The 22091-nt window shown below is 32.9% G+C and carries 17 protein-coding genes; 13 read left to right on the forward strand and 4 right to left on the reverse strand.

Going from position 1 to position 22091, the window contains the following annotated elements:
- Nucleotides 1–58 precede the first annotated feature (58 nt).
- From DFQ07_RS12305 to DFQ07_RS12320, 4 genes are all read right to left on the reverse strand, one after another.
- Nucleotides 59–1222, reverse strand: a complete 1164-nt coding sequence (locus DFQ07_RS12305; RefSeq protein WP_133537288.1) for a sigma-54-dependent transcriptional regulator — start codon at nt 1220–1222, stop codon at nt 59–61.
- 51 nt (nt 1223–1273) lie between these two features.
- Nucleotides 1274–2119: a mechanosensitive ion channel family protein gene (locus DFQ07_RS12310; RefSeq protein ID WP_133537290.1), complete on the reverse strand. Its 846-nt coding sequence runs from the start codon at nt 2117–2119 to the stop codon at nt 1274–1276.
- Nucleotides 2120–2219: 100 nt separating this feature from the next.
- The gene (locus DFQ07_RS12315; RefSeq protein WP_133537292.1) at nt 2220–3542 is read right to left on the reverse strand and encodes an ABC transporter permease; all 1323 of its coding nucleotides are present in this window, start codon (nt 3540–3542) and stop codon (nt 2220–2222) included.
- 3 nt (nt 3543–3545) lie between these two features.
- Nucleotides 3546–4475 carry an ABC transporter ATP-binding protein gene (locus DFQ07_RS12320; protein WP_133537294.1) on the reverse strand — a complete coding sequence of 310 codons (930 nt, stop codon included), beginning with the start codon at nt 4473–4475 and terminating at the stop codon, nt 3546–3548.
- A 188-nt stretch (nt 4476–4663) separates the two neighbouring features.
- Between DFQ07_RS12320 and DFQ07_RS12325 the strand changes: the two genes are divergently transcribed.
- The 13 genes from DFQ07_RS12325 (at nt 4664) to DFQ07_RS12385 (ending at nt 22086) form a co-directional block, all read left to right on the forward strand.
- A complete protein-coding gene (locus DFQ07_RS12325; protein WP_133537296.1) occupies nt 4664–5110 on the forward strand; it encodes a MarR family winged helix-turn-helix transcriptional regulator in 447 nt (148 codons plus the stop codon).
- Nucleotides 5111–5138: 28 nt separating this feature from the next.
- Complete coding sequence (locus DFQ07_RS12330; RefSeq protein WP_133537298.1) at nt 5139–7544, forward strand: 3-hydroxyacyl-CoA dehydrogenase/enoyl-CoA hydratase family protein; 2406 nt, start codon at nt 5139–5141, stop codon at nt 7542–7544.
- Nucleotides 7545–7548: 4 nt separating this feature from the next.
- Entirely contained in the window at nt 7549–8739 is a 1191-nt protein-coding gene (locus DFQ07_RS12335) for an acetyl-CoA C-acyltransferase (RefSeq protein WP_133537300.1), read from the forward strand.
- 41 nt (nt 8740–8780) lie between these two features.
- Nucleotides 8781–9143, forward strand: a complete 363-nt coding sequence (locus DFQ07_RS12340) for a four helix bundle protein (protein WP_133537302.1) — start codon at nt 8781–8783, stop codon at nt 9141–9143.
- A gap of 45 nt (nt 9144–9188) precedes the next feature.
- The gene (locus tag DFQ07_RS12345) at nt 9189–10997 is read left to right on the forward strand and encodes an acyl-CoA dehydrogenase family protein (RefSeq protein WP_133537304.1); all 1809 of its coding nucleotides are present in this window, start codon (nt 9189–9191) and stop codon (nt 10995–10997) included.
- Nucleotides 10998–11244: 247 nt separating this feature from the next.
- Entirely contained in the window at nt 11245–12243 is a 999-nt protein-coding gene (locus tag DFQ07_RS12350; RefSeq protein WP_133537306.1) for a PliI family lysozyme inhibitor of I-type lysozyme, read from the forward strand.
- Between the two features lie 10 nt (nt 12244–12253).
- Nucleotides 12254–12682: an META domain-containing protein gene (locus DFQ07_RS12355; RefSeq protein ID WP_133537308.1), complete on the forward strand. Its 429-nt coding sequence runs from the start codon at nt 12254–12256 to the stop codon at nt 12680–12682.
- 658 nt (nt 12683–13340) lie between these two features.
- Nucleotides 13341–14186 (forward strand): hypothetical protein, encoded by an 846-nt coding sequence (locus DFQ07_RS12360; protein WP_133537310.1) that lies wholly within the window; start codon nt 13341–13343, stop codon nt 14184–14186.
- A 71-nt stretch (nt 14187–14257) separates the two neighbouring features.
- Nucleotides 14258–15334: a DUF418 domain-containing protein gene (locus tag DFQ07_RS12365; protein ID WP_133537312.1), complete on the forward strand. Its 1077-nt coding sequence runs from the start codon at nt 14258–14260 to the stop codon at nt 15332–15334.
- A gap of 384 nt (nt 15335–15718) precedes the next feature.
- Nucleotides 15719–16618: a Hachiman antiphage defense system protein HamA gene (locus DFQ07_RS12370; protein WP_133537314.1), complete on the forward strand. Its 900-nt coding sequence runs from the start codon at nt 15719–15721 to the stop codon at nt 16616–16618.
- Nucleotides 16585–18882: a helicase-related protein gene (locus tag DFQ07_RS12375; protein WP_133537316.1), complete on the forward strand. Its 2298-nt coding sequence runs from the start codon at nt 16585–16587 to the stop codon at nt 18880–18882. The genes DFQ07_RS12370 and DFQ07_RS12375 overlap by 34 nt, the downstream gene beginning before the upstream one ends.
- Before the next feature lie 142 nt (nt 18883–19024).
- Nucleotides 19025–19585, forward strand: a complete 561-nt coding sequence (locus tag DFQ07_RS12380; protein WP_133537318.1) for a helix-turn-helix domain-containing protein — start codon at nt 19025–19027, stop codon at nt 19583–19585.
- Nucleotides 19586–19671: 86 nt separating this feature from the next.
- On the forward strand, nt 19672–22086 hold the full coding sequence (locus DFQ07_RS12385; protein ID WP_133537320.1) for a heavy metal translocating P-type ATPase: 2415 nt from the start codon (nt 19672–19674) through the stop codon (nt 22084–22086).
- Nucleotides 22087–22091 lie beyond the last annotated feature (5 nt).

Raw genomic sequence — 22091 nt, forward strand, 5'->3', positions numbered from 1 at the left:
CAAAAAAAGAAGAGCAAATTGCTCTTCTTTTTTTATATTATTAATAACATCTAGCAACCTATTTACTTGCAAAAAGTTTTACATCATTTTTAGAAACTTCTTTTTCACCTAAAATAAGTAAGCGTTCTACCACATTGCGCAACTCTCGAATGTTTCCTGTCCAATCATACTCTTGCAGTTGTTTTATTGCATCATCTGCAAATTTTTTCTTGGGCATACCCTGCTCTTCAGAAATTTTCTCTGCAAAGAATTTTACCAATAACGGAATATCTTCTCTCCTATCATTTAACGCCGGAACCTCAATTAAAATTACAGCTAAGCGATGATACAAATCTTCTCTAAAACGCCCCTCTGCAATTTCTTTTTTTAAATCTTTGTTTGTTGCTGCAACAACACGCACATTCACTTTAATATCTTTATCAGAACCTACTCGTGAAATTTTGTTCTCCTGTAAAGCTCGAAGTACTTTTGCCTGTGCTGACAAACTCATATCTCCTATCTCATCTAAAAAAATTGTTCCTCCATTTGCAGCTTCAAACTTACCAGCCCTGTCTTTGTTTGCTCCAGTAAAACTTCCTTTCACATGCCCAAACAACTCACTTTCTATCAATTCTGAGGGAATCGCGGCACAATTCACCTCAACCATCGGTGCTTTAGAACGTTCTGATTTTTCATGCAACCAATGTGCTACTAATTCTTTCCCTGTTCCGTTAGGTCCTGTTATTAAAACTCTAGCGTCAGTGCCCGATACTTTTTCAATGATTTCTTTGATATGAGTAATAGCATCACTCTCTCCAATCATTTCATAATTCTTACCCACCTTCTTTTTTAACCGCTTGTTTTCTACCACTAATTCCTTTCTATCTAAAGCATTTCTTACCGTATTTAATAAACGGTTTAAATCTGGTGGTTTTGAAATATAGTCAAAAGCACCTAAACGCATCGTGTTTACTGCCGTATCTAAATCTCCGTGACCAGAAATCATTACCATAGGTGTTTCTGGTTTTATTTTTTTAGCTTTTTCTAATACTTCAACCCCATCCATTTTGGGCATTTTAATATCACAAAGCACTAAATCGTAATCTGTATTTTTTATCATTTCAATTCCTGCTAACCCATCTTCAGCCTCTTCAACTTCATAAGAATTATTTTCTTCTGAAATAATTTTTTTTAATACTCTGCGAATTGCAGCTTCATCTTCTATTATTAATATTTTAGCCATACTTTCTTTTATTCTTTTGAAATTCTCTCTAAAAAAGCAACAATTAAGCCATTATTTATTTTTCTCAATAATATGTATATCTCTTTGAGGAAAAGGAATGCTTACATTATGCTCTCTAAACAGTTCATCGATTCTAAACCTGATATCACTCTTAGGTATTAACGCTTGAAAACTATCATTTAATGTAAATATTAATTTGAAATCTAATGAACTATCACCAAAATTTTCAAATAGTACCATTGGGGCAGGATGTTGATATACTTTTGGATGTTCGTTAGCAGCTTGTAGCAACAATTTTTTAACCAAAGCTACATCACTACCATAAGCAACTCCTACCGTAACATTTTCGCGAGTAGTTGTTCCATTTTGAGTCCAATTGTATAAACTGTTCGATAAATACTTATGATTAGGAATAACCAATACTTTATTATCTATAGTTACTGCTCTTGTGGTTCTTAATTTTATTTCCTCTACCCTACCTACTTTATCATCTAACTCTATAATATCTCCAACATGTACACTTTTATCAACAATTATAAAAACTCCAGAAATAATATCTTGAAAAAAGGTTTGTAAAGCCAAACCAATACCAATTAATAATGCAGAAGACGCAACTAAAACAGCACTTAAATTAACCCCTGCCGAACTTAACGCTATTGAAAAAACTATTACATAAGTTAACCAACTAGTAAACGAGAAAATAGTATTGAACTTATTCTTATCTTCTTGTTCTAATTTACTTTTAGCCAGTTTTTTTAAGTACTTCAATACAATCCTAACAATAACTAAGCTTATTATTAAAAGTAAAATTGTTTTTAAAGTTACATCTATACCTTTTCCTCCCAGAGGTATTTTATAATTTAAAAAATCGGTTATTTGTTTTATAATTTCTTTCATCTGCTAGCTCTTATTATTTTTATTCGTCAGATGTAATTCACATTAAATACTTTCGAAGAATATTAAGTTAATTACTACAGCTCATTTCATAAAAAGTTAATTATCCACTATAGCGAATCCACTTCCATAAATCTTTATAGGTTGGCTTTTTACCATACATTAAAATACCTACACGATAAATCTTGGCCGCAATCCATACAATTACCATAAAAGTAAGAATTAATAACAACATAGAAATTGCTATTTCCCACCAAGCTACTCCAAATGGAATTCGCATTAACATCACGATTGGAGATGTAAATGGTATATATGAAAATATAACTGATACTGGTCCGTGAGGATCATTAATTACCGTTGCAAAACCAACATATACCGCTAAAATTAATGGCAACATAATTGGCATCATAAATTGCTGTGTATCGGTTTCATTATCTACTGCTGCACCAACAGCTGCAAATAAAGAACTATATAACATATACCCTCCTAAAAAGTAAAAAATGAACAAAAAGAACATTTTAACCAAAGGTAATCTGAAAATTTCTTGAACTATCATTTCTCCTTTTTCGGTTGCTGTTTGCTGGATAGCTTCCATTTGTTCTGGTGAAACTTTGGCAGATTGCATATCCATCATATCAACTCCAAAGAAAGAAGAAGCGATAAAACTGAATACCAAGAATAAAACTCCCCAAATAAAGAATTGCAACAAACCTGCCGAAGCATTTCCTATAATTTTTCCTAACATTAATTGGAAAGGTTTTACCGAAGACACAATTACCTCGATAATTCTACTCGTTTTTTCTTCAATTACACTACGCATAACCGAAGTACCATATATCATCACAAACATCATTAACAAGTACCCTGCAATAGCTCCTACACCTATTTTTAATCCGTTGATTAATTTTGATGATTTTTCACCAGAAAAATTCAACATCTTAATTTCTGATGCTATTTTAGACTCTTCAATATGGGCAATATCAATTCCAAAACTGGTTAGCTTTTCATGACGTAATACTTTGTCTATCTTGTCTTCTAAGCCTTCCATAATAGACATACTTGGAGAATCTTTTGAGAAAAACTCTATCGATTTTGCTAGTATTTCTAAGCTATCTTGTTTCGGAATATATAAAGCTCCATAATAATCTCCTTCCTCTACTTTCTTTTTAGAGTCTTCAATTCCCAAAGCTGTAAAATCTTGATATTTTACAGTTTTTGAATCTGAGAATACTTCTTTAGAAAACATTCCTGACTCATCTACATATACTATTTTCTTGACTTTTTCATCATTCTTTTTCATTAAGAAAAACACCAAAGCTCCCATACCAATCATTAATAAAGGACTTAAAAAAGTCATAACGATAAACGACTTATTTCTAACCTTGGCAATAAATTCACGCTCTATTATTAATCGTAATCTTTTCATAGGTTAACTGTTTTTATTAACTGCCTGAATAAAAATATCGTTGGCACTTGGTACTAATTCTACAAAATGTTGTACTTCTCCTTGTGTTGTTAAATACGATAATAAATCGTTAGCTGAATTTCCATTGGTCAGCTTCACATTCAATTTTAATCCGTTATTTAACAATTTAAAATCAGCAGGTAGTACTTCAAAATTTTGTTTTAGCTTATCTTCTACCTCTTTTGAGTTAGAAGTAGCCAACCCTACCTGAAAAGTGTGAGTTCTAAATTCTTTTTTAATATCTTCTAGCTTACCATCTAAAATTTTGTTCGATTTATTAATCAAAGCAATATAATCGCACATCTCTTCTACACTTTCCATACGGTGTGTAGAAAAAATTATGGTAGCACCTTCATCACGCAATTGTAAAATTTCTTTGGCTATTAACTGCGCATTTATTGGATCAAATCCTGAAAAAGGTTCATCAAAAATTAATAGTTTTGGTTGATGCAATACTGTTACAATAAACTGTACCTTTTGCGCCATTCCTTTAGAAAGCTCTTCTATCTTTTTATTCCACCAAGCACCTATATCAAACTTATCAAACCAATATTTTAAACGCTTTTTTGCTTCTGATTTACTTAACCCTTTTAATTGAGCCAAGTACAACGCCTGCTCTCCTACTTTCATACTCTTATATAAACCACGTTCTTCTGGTAAATATCCTATATGTTCTATATGGTGTGGTGCTAGCTTTTCTCCATCTAATATAATCTCTCCTGCATCAGGCATTGTAATTTGATTGATAATTCTAATAAGAGAGGTTTTTCCTGCTCCATTTGGACCTAACAACCCAAAAACACTCCCTTTTGGTATATGCATAGACACATTATTCAATGCAGTATAATCGCCATAACGTTTTACAACATTGTTAATTTCTAATAAGTTACTCATTGATTTATTTGATAATTAGTTAACTTTTTGTAACATAAAATTCCTACAAACTTACATAAATTTACAAGTATTAGATAGCCATACAACAAAAACGTTACACTTAAAATTTGTGTTATTTTTATTATGCACGCATAATTTTTTTTCAAAATACTATGCATGCATAATAAAATTTTATATATTTGGCATCGATGGATAAGGATAAATCAATAGATCACCAGTTGAGAGCTACATGGCAAGCTGTAGCCAAAATGTATAATGAGCAAGCTGCAAAGCACGATAGCACTATGGCTACAGCCTTTGCTTTATTGAATATAGATTTTGAAAACGGTACTCCTTCAACAGCTTTAGGACCATTAATGGGAATGGAGCCTACTAGTCTTTCTCGTTTACTTAAAACTATGGAAGATAAAGGAGTAATATCAAGAGAAAAAAACCCAAATGATGGAAGAAGTGTCATTTTAAAACTTACCGACTTTGGTAAGGAGATGCGTGAGGTTTCGAAAGGGCATGTATATCAATTCAATAATAAAGTACGAGAGTATATTACTGAAGAAGAGTTAGAAACTTTTTTTAAAGTAACTACAACGATAAACAAACTAATTACAGACAAATTGATATATGATGATATCGATTAAAACTGTATAAAAACAAACCAACAAACAAATGGCAAGAAGAATTAAAAAAGTAGCAATTATTGGCTCAGGTATCATGGGATCAGGTATTGCATGTCATTTTGCTAACATTGGCGTTGAAGTGTTATTATTGGACATCGTTCCAAGAGAACTTAACGACAAAGAAAAAGCAAAAGGCCTTACCTTAGAAGACAAAGTAGTTCGTAACCGTTTGGTTAATGATGCTTTAGCTGCTTCGTTAAAATCAAAACCATCACCTATCTACAACCAAAAGTTTGCAGATAGAATTACTACTGGAAACCTTGAAGACGATTTACACAAAATTAAAGATGTAGATTGGATTATGGAAGTAGTTGTTGAACGCTTAGATATTAAACAAAGTGTTTTCGAACAAGTTGAAAAATACCGTACTCCTGGTACAATAATTTCTACCAATACTTCTGGTATTCCTATTAAATTTATGAACGAAGGACGTAGTGAAGATTTCCGTAAACACTTTGCGGTAACACACTTCTTTAATCCTCCTCGTTATTTAAAATTATTTGAAGTTGTTCCTGGACCTGACTGTAAGCAAGAAGTAACTGATTTTTTAATGGACTATGGTTCGAAATTCTTAGGAAAAACTTCTGTATTAGCTAAAGATACGCCTGCTTTTATTGGTAACCGTATTGGTATCTTTGGAATACAGTCTTTATTCCACCAAGTAAAAGAATTAGGATTAACTGTTGAAGAAGTTGATAAATTAACAGGTCCTGTTATTGGACGTCCAAAATCAGCTACTTTCCGTACTGTTGATGTAGTTGGATTAGATACATTGGTACACGTTGCTAACGGTATTTATGAAAACTGTCCTAACGATGAAGCTCACGATTTATTTAAACTACCATATTTCATCAACAAAATGATGGAAAACAAATGGTTAGGAGATAAAACCAAGCAAGGTTTCTATAAAAAGACAACCAATGCAGAAGGGAAACGTGAAATTTTAGCCTTAGATTTAGATACGATGGAATACCGTCCGTCTAAAAAAGCAAAATTTGCTACTCTTGAATTAACCAAGACAATTGACAAGCCAATTGACCGATTTAAAGTATTAGTTGGCGGAAAAGATAAAGCGGGAGAATTCTACCGTAAAAACTTCGCAGCAATGTTTGCGTACGTTCAAAATAGAATTCCAGAAATTTCTGATGAATTATATAGAATTGACGATGCCATGAAAGCAGGTTTCGGATGGGAAAATGGTCCTTTCGAAATTTGGGATGCTGTAGGTGTTGAAAAAGGTATCGAATTAATGAAAGCTGAAGGAAAAGAGCCTGCTCCTTGGGTTACTGAAATGGTAGCTAAAGGAGAGAAATCTTTCTATACAGTTAAAGACGGTGCAACATATTACTACGATGTGCCTGCAAAAGCACAAGTTAAAAAGCCAGGACAAGATTCATTTATCATCTTAGATAACATTCGTAAAACTACCGAGGTATTCAAAAACTCTGGTATTGTGATTGAAGATTTAGGAGATGGAATCTTAAACTGTGAATTCCAATCTAAAATGAACACTATTGGTGGTGATGTTTTAGCTGGATTAAACAAAGCGGTTGATTTAGCTGAAAAAGACTTTCAAGGATTAGTTATTGGTAACCAAGCAGCGAATTTCTCTGTTGGTGCCAACATCGGAATGATTTTTATGATGGCTGTTGAGCAAGAGTACGACGAGTTAAACATGGCAATCAAGTATTTCCAAGATACGATGATGCGCATGCGCTATTCTGCTATTCCTACCATTGCTGCTCCTCACGGAATGACCTTAGGTGGTGGATGTGAATTATCATTACACGCCGACAAAGTAGTTGCTGCTGCTGAAACCTACATTGGATTAGTAGAGTTTGGAGTTGGAGTAATTCCTGGTGGTGGTGGATCAAAAGAAATGGCGTTAAGAGCGCAAGATTTATTCCACACTGGTGATGTTCAATTAAACGTGTTACAAGAACACTTCTTAACTATCGGTATGGCAAAAGTCGCTACTTCAGCTTATGAAGCATATGACTTGAACTTACTACAAAAAGGAAAAGATGTTGTTGTTGTAAACAAAGACCGTCAGATAGCAGAAGCTAAAAAACACGCTGTGTTATTAGCAGAAGCAGGTTATACACAACCAGTAAAACGTAAAGATGTTTTAGTATTAGGTAAGCAAGCCTTAGGAATGTTCTTAGTAGGAACTGACTCTATGGAAGCTTCTAAATATATTTCTGAACACGATCAGAAAATTGCAAACAAACTAGCCTATGTAATGGCTGGGGGAGATTTATCAGAACCAACAAAAGTTACTGAACAGTATTTATTAGACCTTGAACGTGAAGCTTTCTTAAGTTTAACTACAGAACGTAAAACGTTAGAGCGTATTCAGCACATGCTAAAAACTGGTAAACCATTAAGAAACTAAAACAATGAAAACAGCATATATAGTAAAAGGATATAGAACCGCCGTAGGGAAATCTAAAAAAGGTGTGTTCAGATTTAAAAGAGCTGATGAATTAGCTGCTGAGACCATCAAATATATGATGACTCAACTGCCAGAATTCGACGTAAAGCGTATCGACGATGTTATTGTTGGTAATGCAATGCCAGAAGGTTCTCAAGGATTAAACATGGCAAGAATCATTTCATTAATTGGATTAGATTCTGTAGATGTTCCTGGAGTTACCGTAAACCGTTTCTGTTCATCAGGATTAGAAACTATTGGTATGGCAGTAGCAAAAATTCAATCTGGAATGGCAGAGTGTATTATTGCTGGTGGAGCAGAAAGTATGAGTTCTGTACCAATGACAGGTTTTAAACCAGAGTTAAACTACGATATCGTAAATGCTGGTCACGAGGATTACTATTGGGGAATGGGAAATACTGCTGAAGCAGTAGCACAACAATACAACATTTCTCGTGCAGATCAAGATCAGTTTGCATACGAATCACACATGAAAGCTTTAAAAGCTTTAGATAGTGACCGTTTCCAAGATCAAATAGCACCAATCAATGTTGAAGAAACTTATATTGATGCGAACGGAAAACGTGCCACAAGAAATTATACAGTTACTAAAGACGAAGGTCCACGTCGTGGAACTAGCGTAGAAGCCTTAGCAAAATTACGTCCAGTATTTGCTGCTAATGGTTCTGTTACAGCTGGTAACTCATCACAAACAAGTGATGGAGCTGCTTTCGTAATGGTAATGAGTGAAGATATGGTAAAAGAGTTAGGTATTCAACCAGAAGCTCGTTTAGTAAGTTATGCAGCAGCAGGTGTACCACCTCGTATTATGGGAATTGGTCCTGTAGCAGCCATACCAAAAGCATTAAAACAAGCAGGTTTACAACAAAGTGATATTGAATTAATTGAACTAAATGAGGCATTTGCTTCACAATCATTAGCTGTTATCCGCGAATTAGGTTTAAATCCGGATATCATTAACGTAAATGGTGGAGCAATTGCTTTAGGTCACCCATTAGGATGTACTGGTGGTAAACTATCTGTTCAGTTATTTGATGAAATGCGTAAGCGTAACATGAATGGCAAATACGGAATGGTAACCATGTGTGTAGGTACTGGTCAAGGTGCTGCTGGTATTTTTGAATTCCTTAGCTAGTTAAGAGTAAAGAGCATAGAGAAAAGAGAATAGACTTTGTAATGAGTACTAGTAAGAGACATAATTATAAAAATCTAAAAATTTGGCAACTAGGATTAGAAATTGCAAATGACATTTCTGATGTACTAGTAGAGTTTCCAAAGCATGAACGTTATGATTTGTCTTCTCAAATGAGCAGATGCTCTGTTTCTATGCCCAGTAATATTGCAGAGGGTTCGGCAAATACCAATAAGTCGTTTAGCAACTATTTAAACATTGCTTTAGGTTCTTCTTTTGAACTAGGCACACAGTTATTAGTTGCTTTTCACAGAAAATATATTAACCAAAAAACTTTAACAATACTTGAAGAAAAAATAGAAGAATTTCAAAGAATGACAATGAGTTTTCAAAATACTCTTACCTAGTCTTTTTTCTATTCTCTATTTTCTCTTTTCTTAAAACTAATAAAGATGTCAGAATTAACAAAAGATCTTTTACGTGGAGGACAGTTCTTAGTAAAAGAAACAAAATGTGAAGATATATTTACTCCTGAAGATTTTTCAGAAGAGCAAACAATGATGCGTGATGCGGTTAAAGAATTTAACGACCGTGAAATCATTCCCCATAAAACTCGTTTCGAAGCAAAAGATTACGCACTTACTGAAGAAACTATGCGTAAAGCTGGTGAATTAGGATTTTTAGGTGTAGCAGTTCCTGAAGCTTATGGCGGATTAGGAATGGGATTCGTTTCTACCATGTTAACATGTGATTACATTTCTAGTGGAACAGGATCTTTTAGTACTGCTTTTGGTGCACATACGGGTATTGGTACCATGCCAATTACTTTATACGGTACTGAAGAGCAAAAGCAAAAATATGTTCCTGCATTAGCAATGGGTGAAAAATTCGGAGCTTACTGTTTAACAGAACCAGGAGCAGGATCTGACGCTAACTCTGGTAAAACTACTGCTGAGTTAACTGAAGACGGAAAACATTATAAAATTAACGGACAAAAAATGTGGATTTCGAATGCAGGTTTTGCTGAAATCTTCATCGTTTTTGCTCGTATCGAAGACGATAAAAACATTACTGGTTTTATCTTAGAATATGATAAAAACAATCCTAACGGAGTAACTTTAGGAGAAGAAGAACACAAATTAGGTATTCGCGCCTCTTCTACTCGTCAGGTATTTTTCAACGATACATTAATTCCAGTTGAAAATATGTTATCTGTACGTGGTGGTGGGTTCAAAATTGCCATGAACGCCTTAAACGTTGGTCGTATTAAATTAGCAGGAGCTTGTTTAGATTCTCAAAGAAGAATTGTAACTCATGCTGTAAACTACGCAAACGAGCGTAAGCAATTTAAAACTCCTATTGCTGAGTTTGGAGCTATTAAAATGAAATTAGCTGAAATGGCTACCAATGCATATGTTGGTGAGTCTGCATCGTACAGAGCTGCTAAAAACATCGAAGATAGAATTGCAATTCGTGAATCAGAAGGAAACACACATCAGGAAGCTGAGTTAAAAGGTGTTGAAGAATATGCTATTGAGTGTTCTATCTTAAAAGTAGCGGTTTCTGAAGATGTACAAAACTGTGCTGATGAAGGAATCCAAATTTTTGGAGGTATGGGATTCTCTGAAGAAACTCCTATGGAAGCTGCTTGGAGAGATGCTCGTATTGCTCGTATTTATGAAGGAACTAACGAAATCAACCGTTTATTATCAGTTGGAATGTTAGTTAAAAAAGCCATGAAAGGTCATGTAGATTTATTAAATCCTGCAATGGCAGTTCAAAATGAATTAATGGGAATTCCTTCTTTTGATACTCCAGATTATTCTGAACTATTCTCAGAAGAAAAAGAGATCATCGCTAAATTAAAGAAAGTATTCTTAATGGTAGCTGGGGCTGCTTTACAAAAGTTTGGTCCTGAGTTAGAGCAACACCAACAATTATTAACGGCTGCTTCAAATATTTTAATTGAAATATACATGGCAGAATCTGGAATTTTAAGAACTGAAAAGAACGCGAAGCGTTTTGGTGAAGCAGCTCAAAAAGAACAGATTGCGATGGCAAAATTATACTTATACAATGCTGTAGAAATCATTACCAAAAGTGCAAGAGAAGGTATTATTTCTTTTGCTGAAGGTGATGAGCAACGTATGATGTTAATGGGATTAAAGCGTTTTACAAAATACACTAACTACCCTAACGTAGTAGAGTTACGTGACATAATTGCAGAGAAATTAAAAGCAGAAAATAAATACTGCTTCTAATAATTCTCTGGATAGATTAGATTAGTTTCATAGTTAGTTTTATTACAGATGAACTAACTATTGAATAAAAAATTTCTTCAACTTTTATAGGTTTTAGAATTTAGTTGTTTGTTTAAAAGATCGTCAAATTAGGTTTTGGCGGTCTTTTTTTATGTTGTTACTCAGAATCCTAAGATTTTCTTAAAACCTTTTTTTATAAATTTAATGGTATATTTATTGAATCAATTCCTATGAAAAATAAAATAGCATGATAAAACTAAACGCAACTTTACTAGGAATGGCTTTTTTAGTATTCGTTAGCTGTAAAAACGAGTCTAAAAAAACAACCTTACAAAAAAATACTACTCAAGAAACAATTGCCACTCTAGACAATATTGTAGGAAACTATGTTTCTTCAGAATACGAAAAAAGAAACGAAGGATACGATTGGGTATCGATTGCAGTGAAGCCTTCTATAAACAATCAGTTAAAAATTGTTATTCGCTCACGTGCTGACAAGAAAAAGCCGACCTGTACTTTTGACGCTCTTGTAGAAAAAGAGAATGATAGTACCTATAAATCTGTCATAGAAGGAAAAACCATATTTTTTTCTTTTAAAGACAAACAAATTTCTATTGCCGCTGAAAATGAAGAAGATAGTGATATCCTAAATTTTTATTGTTCAGGAGGTGGAAGTCTTGCAGACACTTACCATAAAATTGAAGGAGATCTAGACCAAACACAAATAGATAAGACCATTTTCAACAAACATTTAAACTTACAAGGCATCGGTTTTAATATTACCACAAAAAGGAATGATATAGAAACCGAGTTAACCGTCGTTCCTTATGGATTAGAGATAGACAATACACCTTTTACACAAATTATTGACGGTAGCGTTGTAGATGCTGAAATAGAAGATTTAAATTCTGATGGTTCTCCCGAAGTACTAATCTACACCCAATCTGGTGGAAGCGGAAGCTACGGAAATGTTATTGGGTTTTCGGTAAATAATAAAAAGTCGATGAGTTCAATCTACTTCCCTCCTATTACCGAAAATAAAGAATTGAGTAAGGGATATATGGGACACGATAGATTTACTCTTATTGAAACCACCTTAACGCAGCACTTTCCTATTTATAAAGAAGAAGACAGTAATGCCAACCCTACAGGTGGTGTAAGACAAGTTATTTATCAAATGATTGATGGGGAAGCTTCAAGAAAATTTGTAATAAAAAATTCAACTATTATTAACACTAACAATTAAAATAATTATTATGAAAAAACTAACATTTTTATTTGCTACAATTCTGTTAATCAACGTATCGTGTACCAAAAAAGACGCTAGTGAACAATTATATGGTACTACTTGGGAATTAGAATATATTTCTGGACCAAGAATTGCTTTTGATGGATTGTTCCCTAACAAAAAACCTCAACTTACCTTTGATAAAGAAACAATGAAAGTGATGGGAAATGACGGTTGCAACGGATACTCTGCTGAATTTACCTTAGGTAAAGAAAATGCTATTTCTTTTGGAGAAGCTGGACCAACAACCATGATGTATTGCGGACAAGGAGAACAAGAATTTTTAAAAACCATAAAAAAAATAAACAAATACAGTTTTGACGAAGAAAGAAAACTAAACTTATTACTAGACGATGTATCAATGATGCGTTTTAAAAAAGTAACCCTAACTGAATAAAATTAGTAACTCTTTTTTACAAGATTTCTCAGTCATGCCTTCTTCGAAATGACAGAAATACTACCAACGTCTTTAATGGGAAAAATGATGAAGTAATTTGTTTACTTTTATTTACAAAAGCAAAGATTACTTCACTATTGTTCGCAATGACGATAAATAAAACGTCATAACGAGGAGCGACAGCGACGTGGTTATCTCATGAAATATAGCACACAAAACGTCATTTCGAACTGGAGTGCAACCAAGGTGAGAAACCGCTAGGTTCAGCGTAGCTAAACCTCACTCTCGTGTAACGTCATAACGAGAAGCAATAGCGACGTGGTTATCTCACAAAATATAGCACACAAAACGTCATTTCGAACTGGAGTGTAACAAAAGTGAGAAACCGCTAGGTTCAGCGTAGCTAAATCTCATTCTCGAATAACGTCATAACGAGAAGTGACAACGACGTGGTTATCTCACGAAGTATAGCACCAACATCCTTTATTTATTAAAAACTACGGAAAACCTCTATTCTTTTTACGGTTTTCTGCAAACCTAACTACGCCTTTTATAATAAATTACGAAACTTAAAAGAGTACTTATATACTACCTAATTGGAGTATAAAAGAACAAAAAGTATTTTTATAAACAAGTTGTGTGTAATTAAAGGAATCCCATGCAAAATCAAGGTGAATTTTTAACATTTTTAGAAAAATTAAATGAGTATGACAGAAGATTTCAACAACTTGTTTTAAATAGAAATCAGTTTGAATTGTTCTCTCTTTTGGGTAAAGACATTTTTCTTGATTTTCCGAATAACTTACCAAGTGACTTACTAGTAGATTATTTTGGAAGAAGATATTTAGAAATACATAATGAAATAAAGAAAAGAGGGATAGAAATAGACAATTCAGAGGAAAGCGAAAAATTATATCAATGGTATTTCTCTCAAATTGAACCCGAACAGAATATTTCTAAAGTAGCCGCAATTCTTGGTAATATTCACCAAACCAGTAGATATTATCTAAGTATGCCTGAATCTACATGGCCTGATTTTGAAACTATTAGATTATCTCAAGAAATTATCTCATCATATTCAATTGCGGAAGGCTTTATAGTTGACAGTGTTCGGCAAATTGTAAACCATATTCCAGAGTCTGTTTATAATGAAAAGGATATTTATAATCTATGCTACGGGCAGATTGGGGAGAAATTAAAAGCAATTAGCAAAGAGTTTCAATTAGACCTTCAGCTTTCAGATAAACAAAAATTCGATCTTAAAAGGTTGGGAAAAACAAGAAACTTAATCATTCATAACTCCTCAAAAGCAGATGAAAAATGGATTAATTACTTCAAAGCGGATATTAGCATTGGTGAGGTAATAATTTTTAAAGCAGATATCATCGAGGACTTATTAGATAATTTGGTTGATTCAATGCATGAACTTTATTACAAAGTGAGTACAAAGTTTATTAAAAAAGAAGAAAAATTTCTATTTCCAAAACTAATAGACGCTGAATAACTACACACAACAAAACCTATACGCAATGCCCTTTGGGACACTGCGCATAACCAGACCGTTAAAAACAATCTATGAATAAAAGAATAATAGGAATTGACGTTGCACGTGCGTTGGCAGTTATCGGAATGATAATTGTTAATTTTAAAATGGTTTTTGGCTCAGAGGGCTCAAATTGGGTAAAAAATTTCGCTAGTATTTTTGAAGGAAAAGCAGCAGCTACTTTCGTGGTTCTTGCAGGTGTTGGGCTTGCCTTAACTACAAAAAAAGCCATTCAAACAAATAATATAGAAAAGCTAAAAACAGCAAAAAAAAGAATCACTAAAAGAGCATTGCTCTTATTCTTAATTGGAATTTCATACATAGCTATTTGGCCAGCTGACATTTTACATTTTTATGGTGTTTATATTTTTATAGTTCTCCTCCTATTAAAAAGCAGTGGGAGATTTATTTTGTTATCAGGTACTATACTAATTTTGGGTTACCCTTTGTTAATGATAATATGGAATTATGAAACAGGTTGGAATTTTGATACTTTCAACTATCAAAATTTTTGGACAGTTAAGGGTTTTGTTAGAAATTTATTTTACAATGGCTTTCATCCAGTGCTCCCTTGGACAGCATTTATGATTTTTGGCTATTGGTTCGGAAAGCAAGATTTACAAAACGCGAACTATGTAAAAAGACTGTTTGTATATTCAATCATTACATTTATATCCATTCAACTCATATCTTTACTCTTAATAAGTCTACTTTCTGATGGAACTGAACAAATGACAAAAGAATTAACAGAAGTATTAGGAACAAGCCCTATGCCTCCTTTACCAATCTATATGTTCAACGGTATTGCAATTGCTTTCACAATAATTTCTGCATGTATTTTAATTGGAGAAAAATATGAAAACAATAAAATAATTAGTGCTTTAAATAAAACAGGGCAATTAGCGCTAACATTTTATGTTGCTCATGTTGTTTTAGGAATGGGAATAGTTGACGCAATAAATCCAGGTAAACTTGGGCTGTTATCGGTAGAGTTTTCAGTAGGATATGCCATCGTTTTTAGCTTATTGTGCATTCTGTTTGCTATAATTTGGTTGAAATACAAAAAAAGTGGCCCATTAGAATGGGTGTTTAGAAAATTGACTAATTAAAAGATACTAAGCTAACAAAACAACTCTCCATTATTATTTCGAGCTATAGTGAGAGATCTCATATTTAACAGCACTCTTTAAAAACGTCATAACGAGGAGCGACAGCGACGTGGTTATCTCACAAAGCATAGCACACAAAACGTCATTTCGAACTGGAGTGTAACGAAAGTGAGAAATCTCACGAAGTATAGCACCAACATCCTTTATTTATTAAAACTACGGAAAAACCTCACCTCTTTTACGGTTTTCCATAAACCTAACTACTGCTTTTATAATAACTTACGAAATATAAAAAAGGCCTTATATACTTCCATATTGAGAGTATAAAAGACAAAAACACTTTTTTAAACAAATTAGTATCCATAAACTATCAGGTACTTACTTATGAGGAATGAACTATTAAACTTAATTAGAAATACTATACTTTATAGGTATGATCTTCCACATATAGAAAAGGACATTTCTAATTCAGTTTTCTCTACTGAAAATGATAAATGCTATGAAACATCTGACATTAATTCCCTTTCTGAAATTATTTACAATTCTATAATAGAATACTCACTTAGTAACTTAGATTTTGAGAAAAATGAATTTGAAAAATTACACGCCATAGCCTTAAAAACTAAGTTAAAGTACAATGAGCTTTCATCTGAAACAATTAAAATTAGTCATGGATTCCATGGAGAAACAGTCTTGTTTTGTATTCTATATGCTATCTTAAACTCTAAACCAGCAATTTCGAGAGGATACTTTTACAACCCATTAGAATCATCAGAAACAAAAGGTTATGATTCATACCACCTTATAGAAAATAATGGAACTACGGAATTATGGTTTGGTGAAGTGAAATTTAGAACCACACATAGTTCTGGTATTAAGAGTGCTTTAGATAGTATTGAAAAAGCTATTTCTGACGATTATTTGGCCAGTAACTTTCTGGCTATGACAAACTTTAAAAACAGCTTTAACATTGAAGGCACTAAAATAGAAGAGATTATTAGAAATTGGGAAGATAATCCTGTGGTGGACATTATTGAAGAGATAAAAAAACATAATCTAAAATTAATCTACCCAATTGTTATCCTTTACAATAAAAGCTCTGATGGTTATGACAAGAGTATAAAGAATGCTATTAGCTATATCGAAGAGAGATACTCATCTCTAAATTTCAAACTCTCAATACCATATTCAATTTATTTCATTTGGATACCAGTTGAGGATGTTCGTCAAATAAAATTAAACGTAATTGAATGGATAGAATCGAAGAAACCTCTAATGTCCTAAGGCAAATAAATAATTACAAAAACGGCAGGATTGAAGATTTTATTCTAATCAAACATGTGTGTAATTATTTTGATAAAATCAAAGATCAAGACTTAAAACAAACAGATTATAAATTTTTAATCTATTTAGCAAATATCTCTGGAGTACCGCACTTCTTTGATATACTTAATTCAAGATTTAATCATGATTCAAATATTGAAGATTTTGATTTAAACACATTTTCTTCTTTGCTTTATGAAAGTACTCTACACACAGATAGTGAAAATAAACTTCATAAATACCAAAGTAAAATCCTAGGTAATTTTGAGAGAAACAGACTAAACCGTTATTTCCTATCAGCAAGTACATCTTTTGGTAAAACTCACATTGTTTATGAAATATTGAAGAAGATGGAATATAAAAATGTGGTATTAATATTTCCAACTATTGCTTTGCTATCTGAAAATTTGGAAAGGATAATAGCAAATCCAAATTACAGTTACTTCAAGGAAAACTATAAAATTCATACATTAAGTGAAGTTGATGAATTTGGAGAACAAAATCTATTCATTTATACCCCTGAGAGATTCTTATCTTACTATGAAAAACATGAATATGACTTAGAATTTGATTTTTCATTTGTTGATGAAATCTACAAAATAGACAACGATTATATAATTGACGAGGAAACAAAAGAGAATGAAAGAGATGTTGCTTATCGTCTTGCTGTATTCTACTCATTAAGTAATAACAGTGATTCTCTATTAGCAGGTCCTTATTTAGAATTTCATGTCAAGGATTCAAACTCATATAATAGCTCATTTGATTTTTTTCTTGAAAAGAATAACATTGAACTCATTGATTACAATAATTACGAAATAGTAAATAAATCATACAGTAATATAAAATCATCAAGGTCGTATAAAATTGATGTCAATTTAAATTTGCAGTTTACGTCTAACAATAAAACTCAAAGATTAATTCAAACTCTTAATCAAATAAATACAATCAATCAGAATGCAATTGTATACTGTGCTAATAGAGGTAAAAATGGCGGTGTCGAAGGGTATGCCTTGAGCATAATTGAATCTAAAATATATTCCAATCATAATCACTCAAATTACCAAGACCTAATCGATCATATTTCATCAAACTTTTCTCAAGATTGGGTTTTAGTAAAAGGTCTTAAAAATGGTATTGGCATTCATCATGGTTTAATTCCAAAATATCTTCAAAAAGAAATTATATCGCTGTTTAACGAAGGATTACTAAATGTTTTAATTTCAACTACAACTATCACAGAAGGAGTAAACACATCTGCTAAAAACCTTATTGTCATGCACAATAAGAAAGGAAATAAAGACCTAAAAAAATTCGATGCTAAAAACATTGCTGGAAGGGCAGGTCGTTTTGGATATCATTATAGTGGTCGTGTAATCGTTCTTAAAAATGATTTTATGGAAACTATAGATTCTCAAGCTGATGGAATTAAACATAAAAACTATGACCCCGAATCTCCAAAGGATGAGATTGATTTGTTCTATTCTGAAGATGTATTTTTAAATCAAAATGATAGATTAAAAAAACAGACTATTATTACAGAACAAAGATTGAGAAACCTACCAGAAAGTCTTTTTTCCATGTACAAAGTTGTAAGCCGCATGGATAAAATTAAACTTTATGATTCAATATCTGAATACTCTGAAACAGAGTTTGAATTAATAAAAAGATTAATAAGAATAATTAATTTCAGAATGGACATTGATTACGATGGATTTCAAGTTTTATTAAAAACAATTAAACCTATTGTAAAAAATAAAAATCTAAAATTTTTAATTGAATATACAGGTGAAACATCTGAATATTCAATGCTTACCAACTTAATACACTTTTATTTAAATGGTGGATTTAAGGGTTCTATTTCTTATAACTTAAGTAGAGGTAATCATATAGATAAGGCCATTACAGAGACTTCCAAGTTTGTGTATAATACTTTAAAATACCAAGTAGTGAAATACCTTGGTGTATTTAATTTAATGTACAAGTATGTAATTTCAACTAGAACAAATATAAAAATGGAAGATGTCAAGGGAATAGACAAACTCTTATTGAAGTTTGAATATAATGCTGTTACTGATGAAGGAAGAATAGCAAGTGATTATGGTGTCCCTGCAACAATATTGAAGTACTATGAATCGCCAGAAAACAGAAATACAATCAAAAATAGCTTTGATAATTTTGAGAATAATATTTTCAATAAAATCGAATCTGTAATTAATAGATAAAAAACGAAACAATAACAAAGTATATACTTCTCTTTATGATGCTGCGACACTGAACATTACACTAATTTAAATTTAAATAGTGTAACCAATTCCTTTCTTATAGATCTGTATCTTTACAAAAAATAGATGCAAGAAAAATACGATGACACTTTTTATCAAAAACATGGTTTGCAACCGCTGTATTCTAGTCATTCAAAATGAATTGGATAAATTAGGGTTGAGTGTAAAAAACATCAAATTAGGAGAAGTTACGCTCGAAAAAGAACTTACATCGGAAGAAAAAGAGCAATTAGGCAACATATTACTCAACCTAGGTTTTGAAATCATAGACGATAAAAAAAGTCGCATTATCGAGCATATAAAGAATGTAATCATCAATTTGGTACATCATCAAGATAACGACATTAAAATGAACCTTTCTGAGGTTGTTAGCAAGGAACTCAATCACGATTACAATTATTTATCTAACCTGTTTTCAGAAGTAGAAGGCACTACCATAGAAAAATATTTTATTGCTCAAAAAATAGAAAAGGTAAAAGAACTATTGGTTTACGACGAATTGTCGTTAAGTGAAATTGCTTTCCGTTTAAACTATTCAAGTGTAGCTTATTTAAGCAATCAGTTTAAAAAAGTTACAGGACTTACTCCTAGTCATTTTAAAAAAATCCGTGAAGATAAGCGAAAACCGTTAGACAAAGTGTAAATCTTATAAATCAATCCCAAAATTCCACAATAATTTTTCTGTATATTAATGTCAACTTTGTATTGTACAATTAATACAACAAAAAAATGGCAACAAATAATAACAATATCATTTACCTACCTTTAGAAGGGGTTGAAAGTGAACACTGTGCATTAATCGTTGAAAAAGGACTCGCACATGTTGAAGGAATTACTACCCACAAAGTAGAACTAAACAACCAAAGAGCTGCTATTACTGTAAATAACGAGGAAGTGCTTTCCAAAGCAGTCAATGCCATAAAAGACCTTGGTTATGGGGTTACCGTCGTTAAAAAAGTATTCCCAGTATTAGGTATGACCTGTGCTTCTTGTGCAGGAAGTGCCGAGAGTATAGTTAGCTACGAACCCGGTGTTGTCAATGCAAATGTAAATTTTGCCACTGGAAACCTTACCGTTGAATATCTTCCAAATATGACCAACGCTTTAAAACTACAAAAAGCAGTGCAAGGTGTAGGTTATGACTTGTTAATTGAAGATGAAACCTCTCAACAGGAAACTTTAGAAGCTATTCACGAAAAAAAGTTCAAACAATTAAAAAACAAAACTGTTTGGTCAATAATTCTCTCGTTACCTGTAGTAGTTATCGGAATGTTTTTTATGAACATTCCCTATGCCAATGTTATCATGTGGGCATTTGCTACACCTGTAGTTATGTGGTTTGGTAAAGACTTTTATATCAATGCATGGAAACAAGCCAAACACCGTTCTGCTAATATGGACACACTGGTGGCCTTAAGTACGGGGATTGCCTATCTATTTAGCGTCTTTAATATGCTATTCCCTGAATTTTGGGAAGCCAAAGGATTAGAAGCGCATGTGTATTTTGAAGCTGCCGCAGTAATTATTGCATTTATTTTATTAGGTAAGTTATTAGAAGAAAAAGCCAAAGGAAACACCTCCTCTGCCATTAAAAAATTAATGGGGTTACAACCTAAAACGGTTGTTGTAATACAAGCTGACGGAACCGAAAAACAAACCGCTATTGAAGAAGTGATTGCCGATGATATTATTCTTGTAAAACCAGGAGAAAAAATTGCGGTAGATGGAATCGTAACCACAGGTAGTTCTTATGTAGATGAAAGTATGTTGAGCGGTGAACCTGTCCCCGTATTAAAAAAAGAACATGAAAAAGTGTTTGCAGGAACCATCAATCAAAAAGGGAGTTTCCAATTCAAAGCTATTAAGGTCGGAAAAGAAACTATGCTTGCGCAAATTATCAAAATGGTACAAGATGCACAAGGTAGTAAAGCTCCAGTGCAAAAATTAGTAGATAAAATTGCGGGTATTTTTGTTCCTGTAGTGATGGGAATTGCGATCATAACCTTTATACTTTGGTTGATTTTAGGAGGTGATAATGGAATGGTACAAGGTTTGTTAGCTGCTATAACGGTGTTGGTTATTGCATGCCCTTGTGCCTTAGGACTTGCTACCCCAACAGCGATTATGGTAGGTGTTGGTAAAGGTGCCGAAAAAGGTATTTTGATTAAAGATGCCGAAAGTCTTGAATTGGCTAAAAAAGTAAATGCCATTATTTTAGATAAAACAGGGACTATTACAGAAGGAAAACCTCAGGTTGCTAATATTCATTGGTTAGACAATGATAACTCTGCTCAAAATATTCTTTTAAGTATTGAAAAAAAATCGGAACATCCATTAGCCGAAGCTGTGGTAAAACATTTGGGAGAACTACCAACTACAGAATTATCTAATTTTGATAGTATTACAGGTAAGGGAGCCAAAGCCAACTATAATGACGAAACCTACTTTGTGGGTAACAAAAAACTATTGGCAGAAAGTAACGTGACTATAGCTGAGACTCTTCTACAACAAGCTGATGAATGGAGCACTCAAGCAAAAACTGTTATTTGGTTTTCCAATAGCCAACAAGCGCTTTCTGTACTAGCTATTTCTGATAAAATTAAAGAAACATCGGTACAGGCAATTAAAGAATTACAAGCGATGGATATTGAGTTGTACATGCTTACAGGTGATAATGAAGCTACGGCAAAATCAATAGCTCAAGAAACAGGTATTCAACATTACAAAGCTGAAGTATTACCACAACACAAAGCCAATTTTGTTAAAGAATTACAACAACAAGGAAAAATTGTTGCCATGGTAGGTGATGGTATTAACGATAGTACTGCTCTTGCCACTGCTGACGTAAGTATCGCTATGGGTAAAGGTAGTGACATTGCTATGGATGTAGCAAAAATGACCATTATTTCGTCCGATCTTAGTAAAATACCACAGTCCATAAAATTATCTAAACAAACGGTAGCTACCATTAAGCAAAACTTATTTTGGGCATTTATCTATAACCTTATTGGTATTCCGATTGCGGCGGGTATTCTGTATCCTGTAAATGGTTTTTTATTAAACCCAATGATTGCAGGGGCAGCTATGGCAATGAGTAGTGTGAGCGTGGTGAGTAATAGTTTACGATTAAAGTGGAAAAAGTAAAAACA

Origin of the sequence: Tenacibaculum caenipelagi, from assembly GCF_004363005.1 — a bacterium.
Lineage (GTDB): Bacteria > Bacteroidota > Bacteroidia > Flavobacteriales > Flavobacteriaceae > Polaribacter > Polaribacter caenipelagi.

Excerpts from the sequence above, each read along its gene's own strand:
- DFQ07_RS12305 (WP_133537288.1), bottom strand. The coding sequence starts at position 1,222 with ATGGCTAAAATATTAATAATAGAAGATGAAGCTGCAATTCGCAGAGTA.
- DFQ07_RS12310 (WP_133537290.1), bottom strand. The coding sequence starts at position 2,119 with ATGAAAGAAATTATAAAACAAATAACCGATTTTTTAAATTATAAAATA.
- DFQ07_RS12315 (WP_133537292.1), bottom strand. The coding sequence starts at position 3,542 with ATGAAAAGATTACGATTAATAATAGAGCGTGAATTTATTGCCAAGGTT.
- DFQ07_RS12320 (WP_133537294.1), bottom strand. The coding sequence starts at position 4,475 with ATGAGTAACTTATTAGAAATTAACAATGTTGTAAAACGTTATGGCGAT.
- DFQ07_RS12325 (WP_133537296.1), top strand. The coding sequence starts at position 4,664 with ATGGATAAGGATAAATCAATAGATCACCAGTTGAGAGCTACATGGCAA.
- DFQ07_RS12330 (WP_133537298.1), top strand. The coding sequence starts at position 5,139 with ATGGCAAGAAGAATTAAAAAAGTAGCAATTATTGGCTCAGGTATCATG.
- DFQ07_RS12335 (WP_133537300.1), top strand. The coding sequence starts at position 7,549 with ATGAAAACAGCATATATAGTAAAAGGATATAGAACCGCCGTAGGGAAA.
- DFQ07_RS12340 (WP_133537302.1), top strand. The coding sequence starts at position 8,781 with ATGAGTACTAGTAAGAGACATAATTATAAAAATCTAAAAATTTGGCAA.
- DFQ07_RS12345 (WP_133537304.1), top strand. The coding sequence starts at position 9,189 with ATGTCAGAATTAACAAAAGATCTTTTACGTGGAGGACAGTTCTTAGTA.
- DFQ07_RS12350 (WP_133537306.1), top strand. The coding sequence starts at position 11,245 with ATGATAAAACTAAACGCAACTTTACTAGGAATGGCTTTTTTAGTATTC.
- DFQ07_RS12355 (WP_133537308.1), top strand. The coding sequence starts at position 12,254 with ATGAAAAAACTAACATTTTTATTTGCTACAATTCTGTTAATCAACGTA.
- DFQ07_RS12360 (WP_133537310.1), top strand. The coding sequence starts at position 13,341 with ATGCAAAATCAAGGTGAATTTTTAACATTTTTAGAAAAATTAAATGAG.
- DFQ07_RS12365 (WP_133537312.1), top strand. The coding sequence starts at position 14,258 with ATGAATAAAAGAATAATAGGAATTGACGTTGCACGTGCGTTGGCAGTT.
- DFQ07_RS12370 (WP_133537314.1), top strand. The coding sequence starts at position 15,719 with ATGAGGAATGAACTATTAAACTTAATTAGAAATACTATACTTTATAGG.
- DFQ07_RS12375 (WP_133537316.1), top strand. The coding sequence starts at position 16,585 with ATGGATAGAATCGAAGAAACCTCTAATGTCCTAAGGCAAATAAATAAT.
- DFQ07_RS12380 (WP_133537318.1), top strand. The coding sequence starts at position 19,025 with ATGACACTTTTTATCAAAAACATGGTTTGCAACCGCTGTATTCTAGTC.
- DFQ07_RS12385 (WP_133537320.1), top strand. The coding sequence starts at position 19,672 with ATGGCAACAAATAATAACAATATCATTTACCTACCTTTAGAAGGGGTT.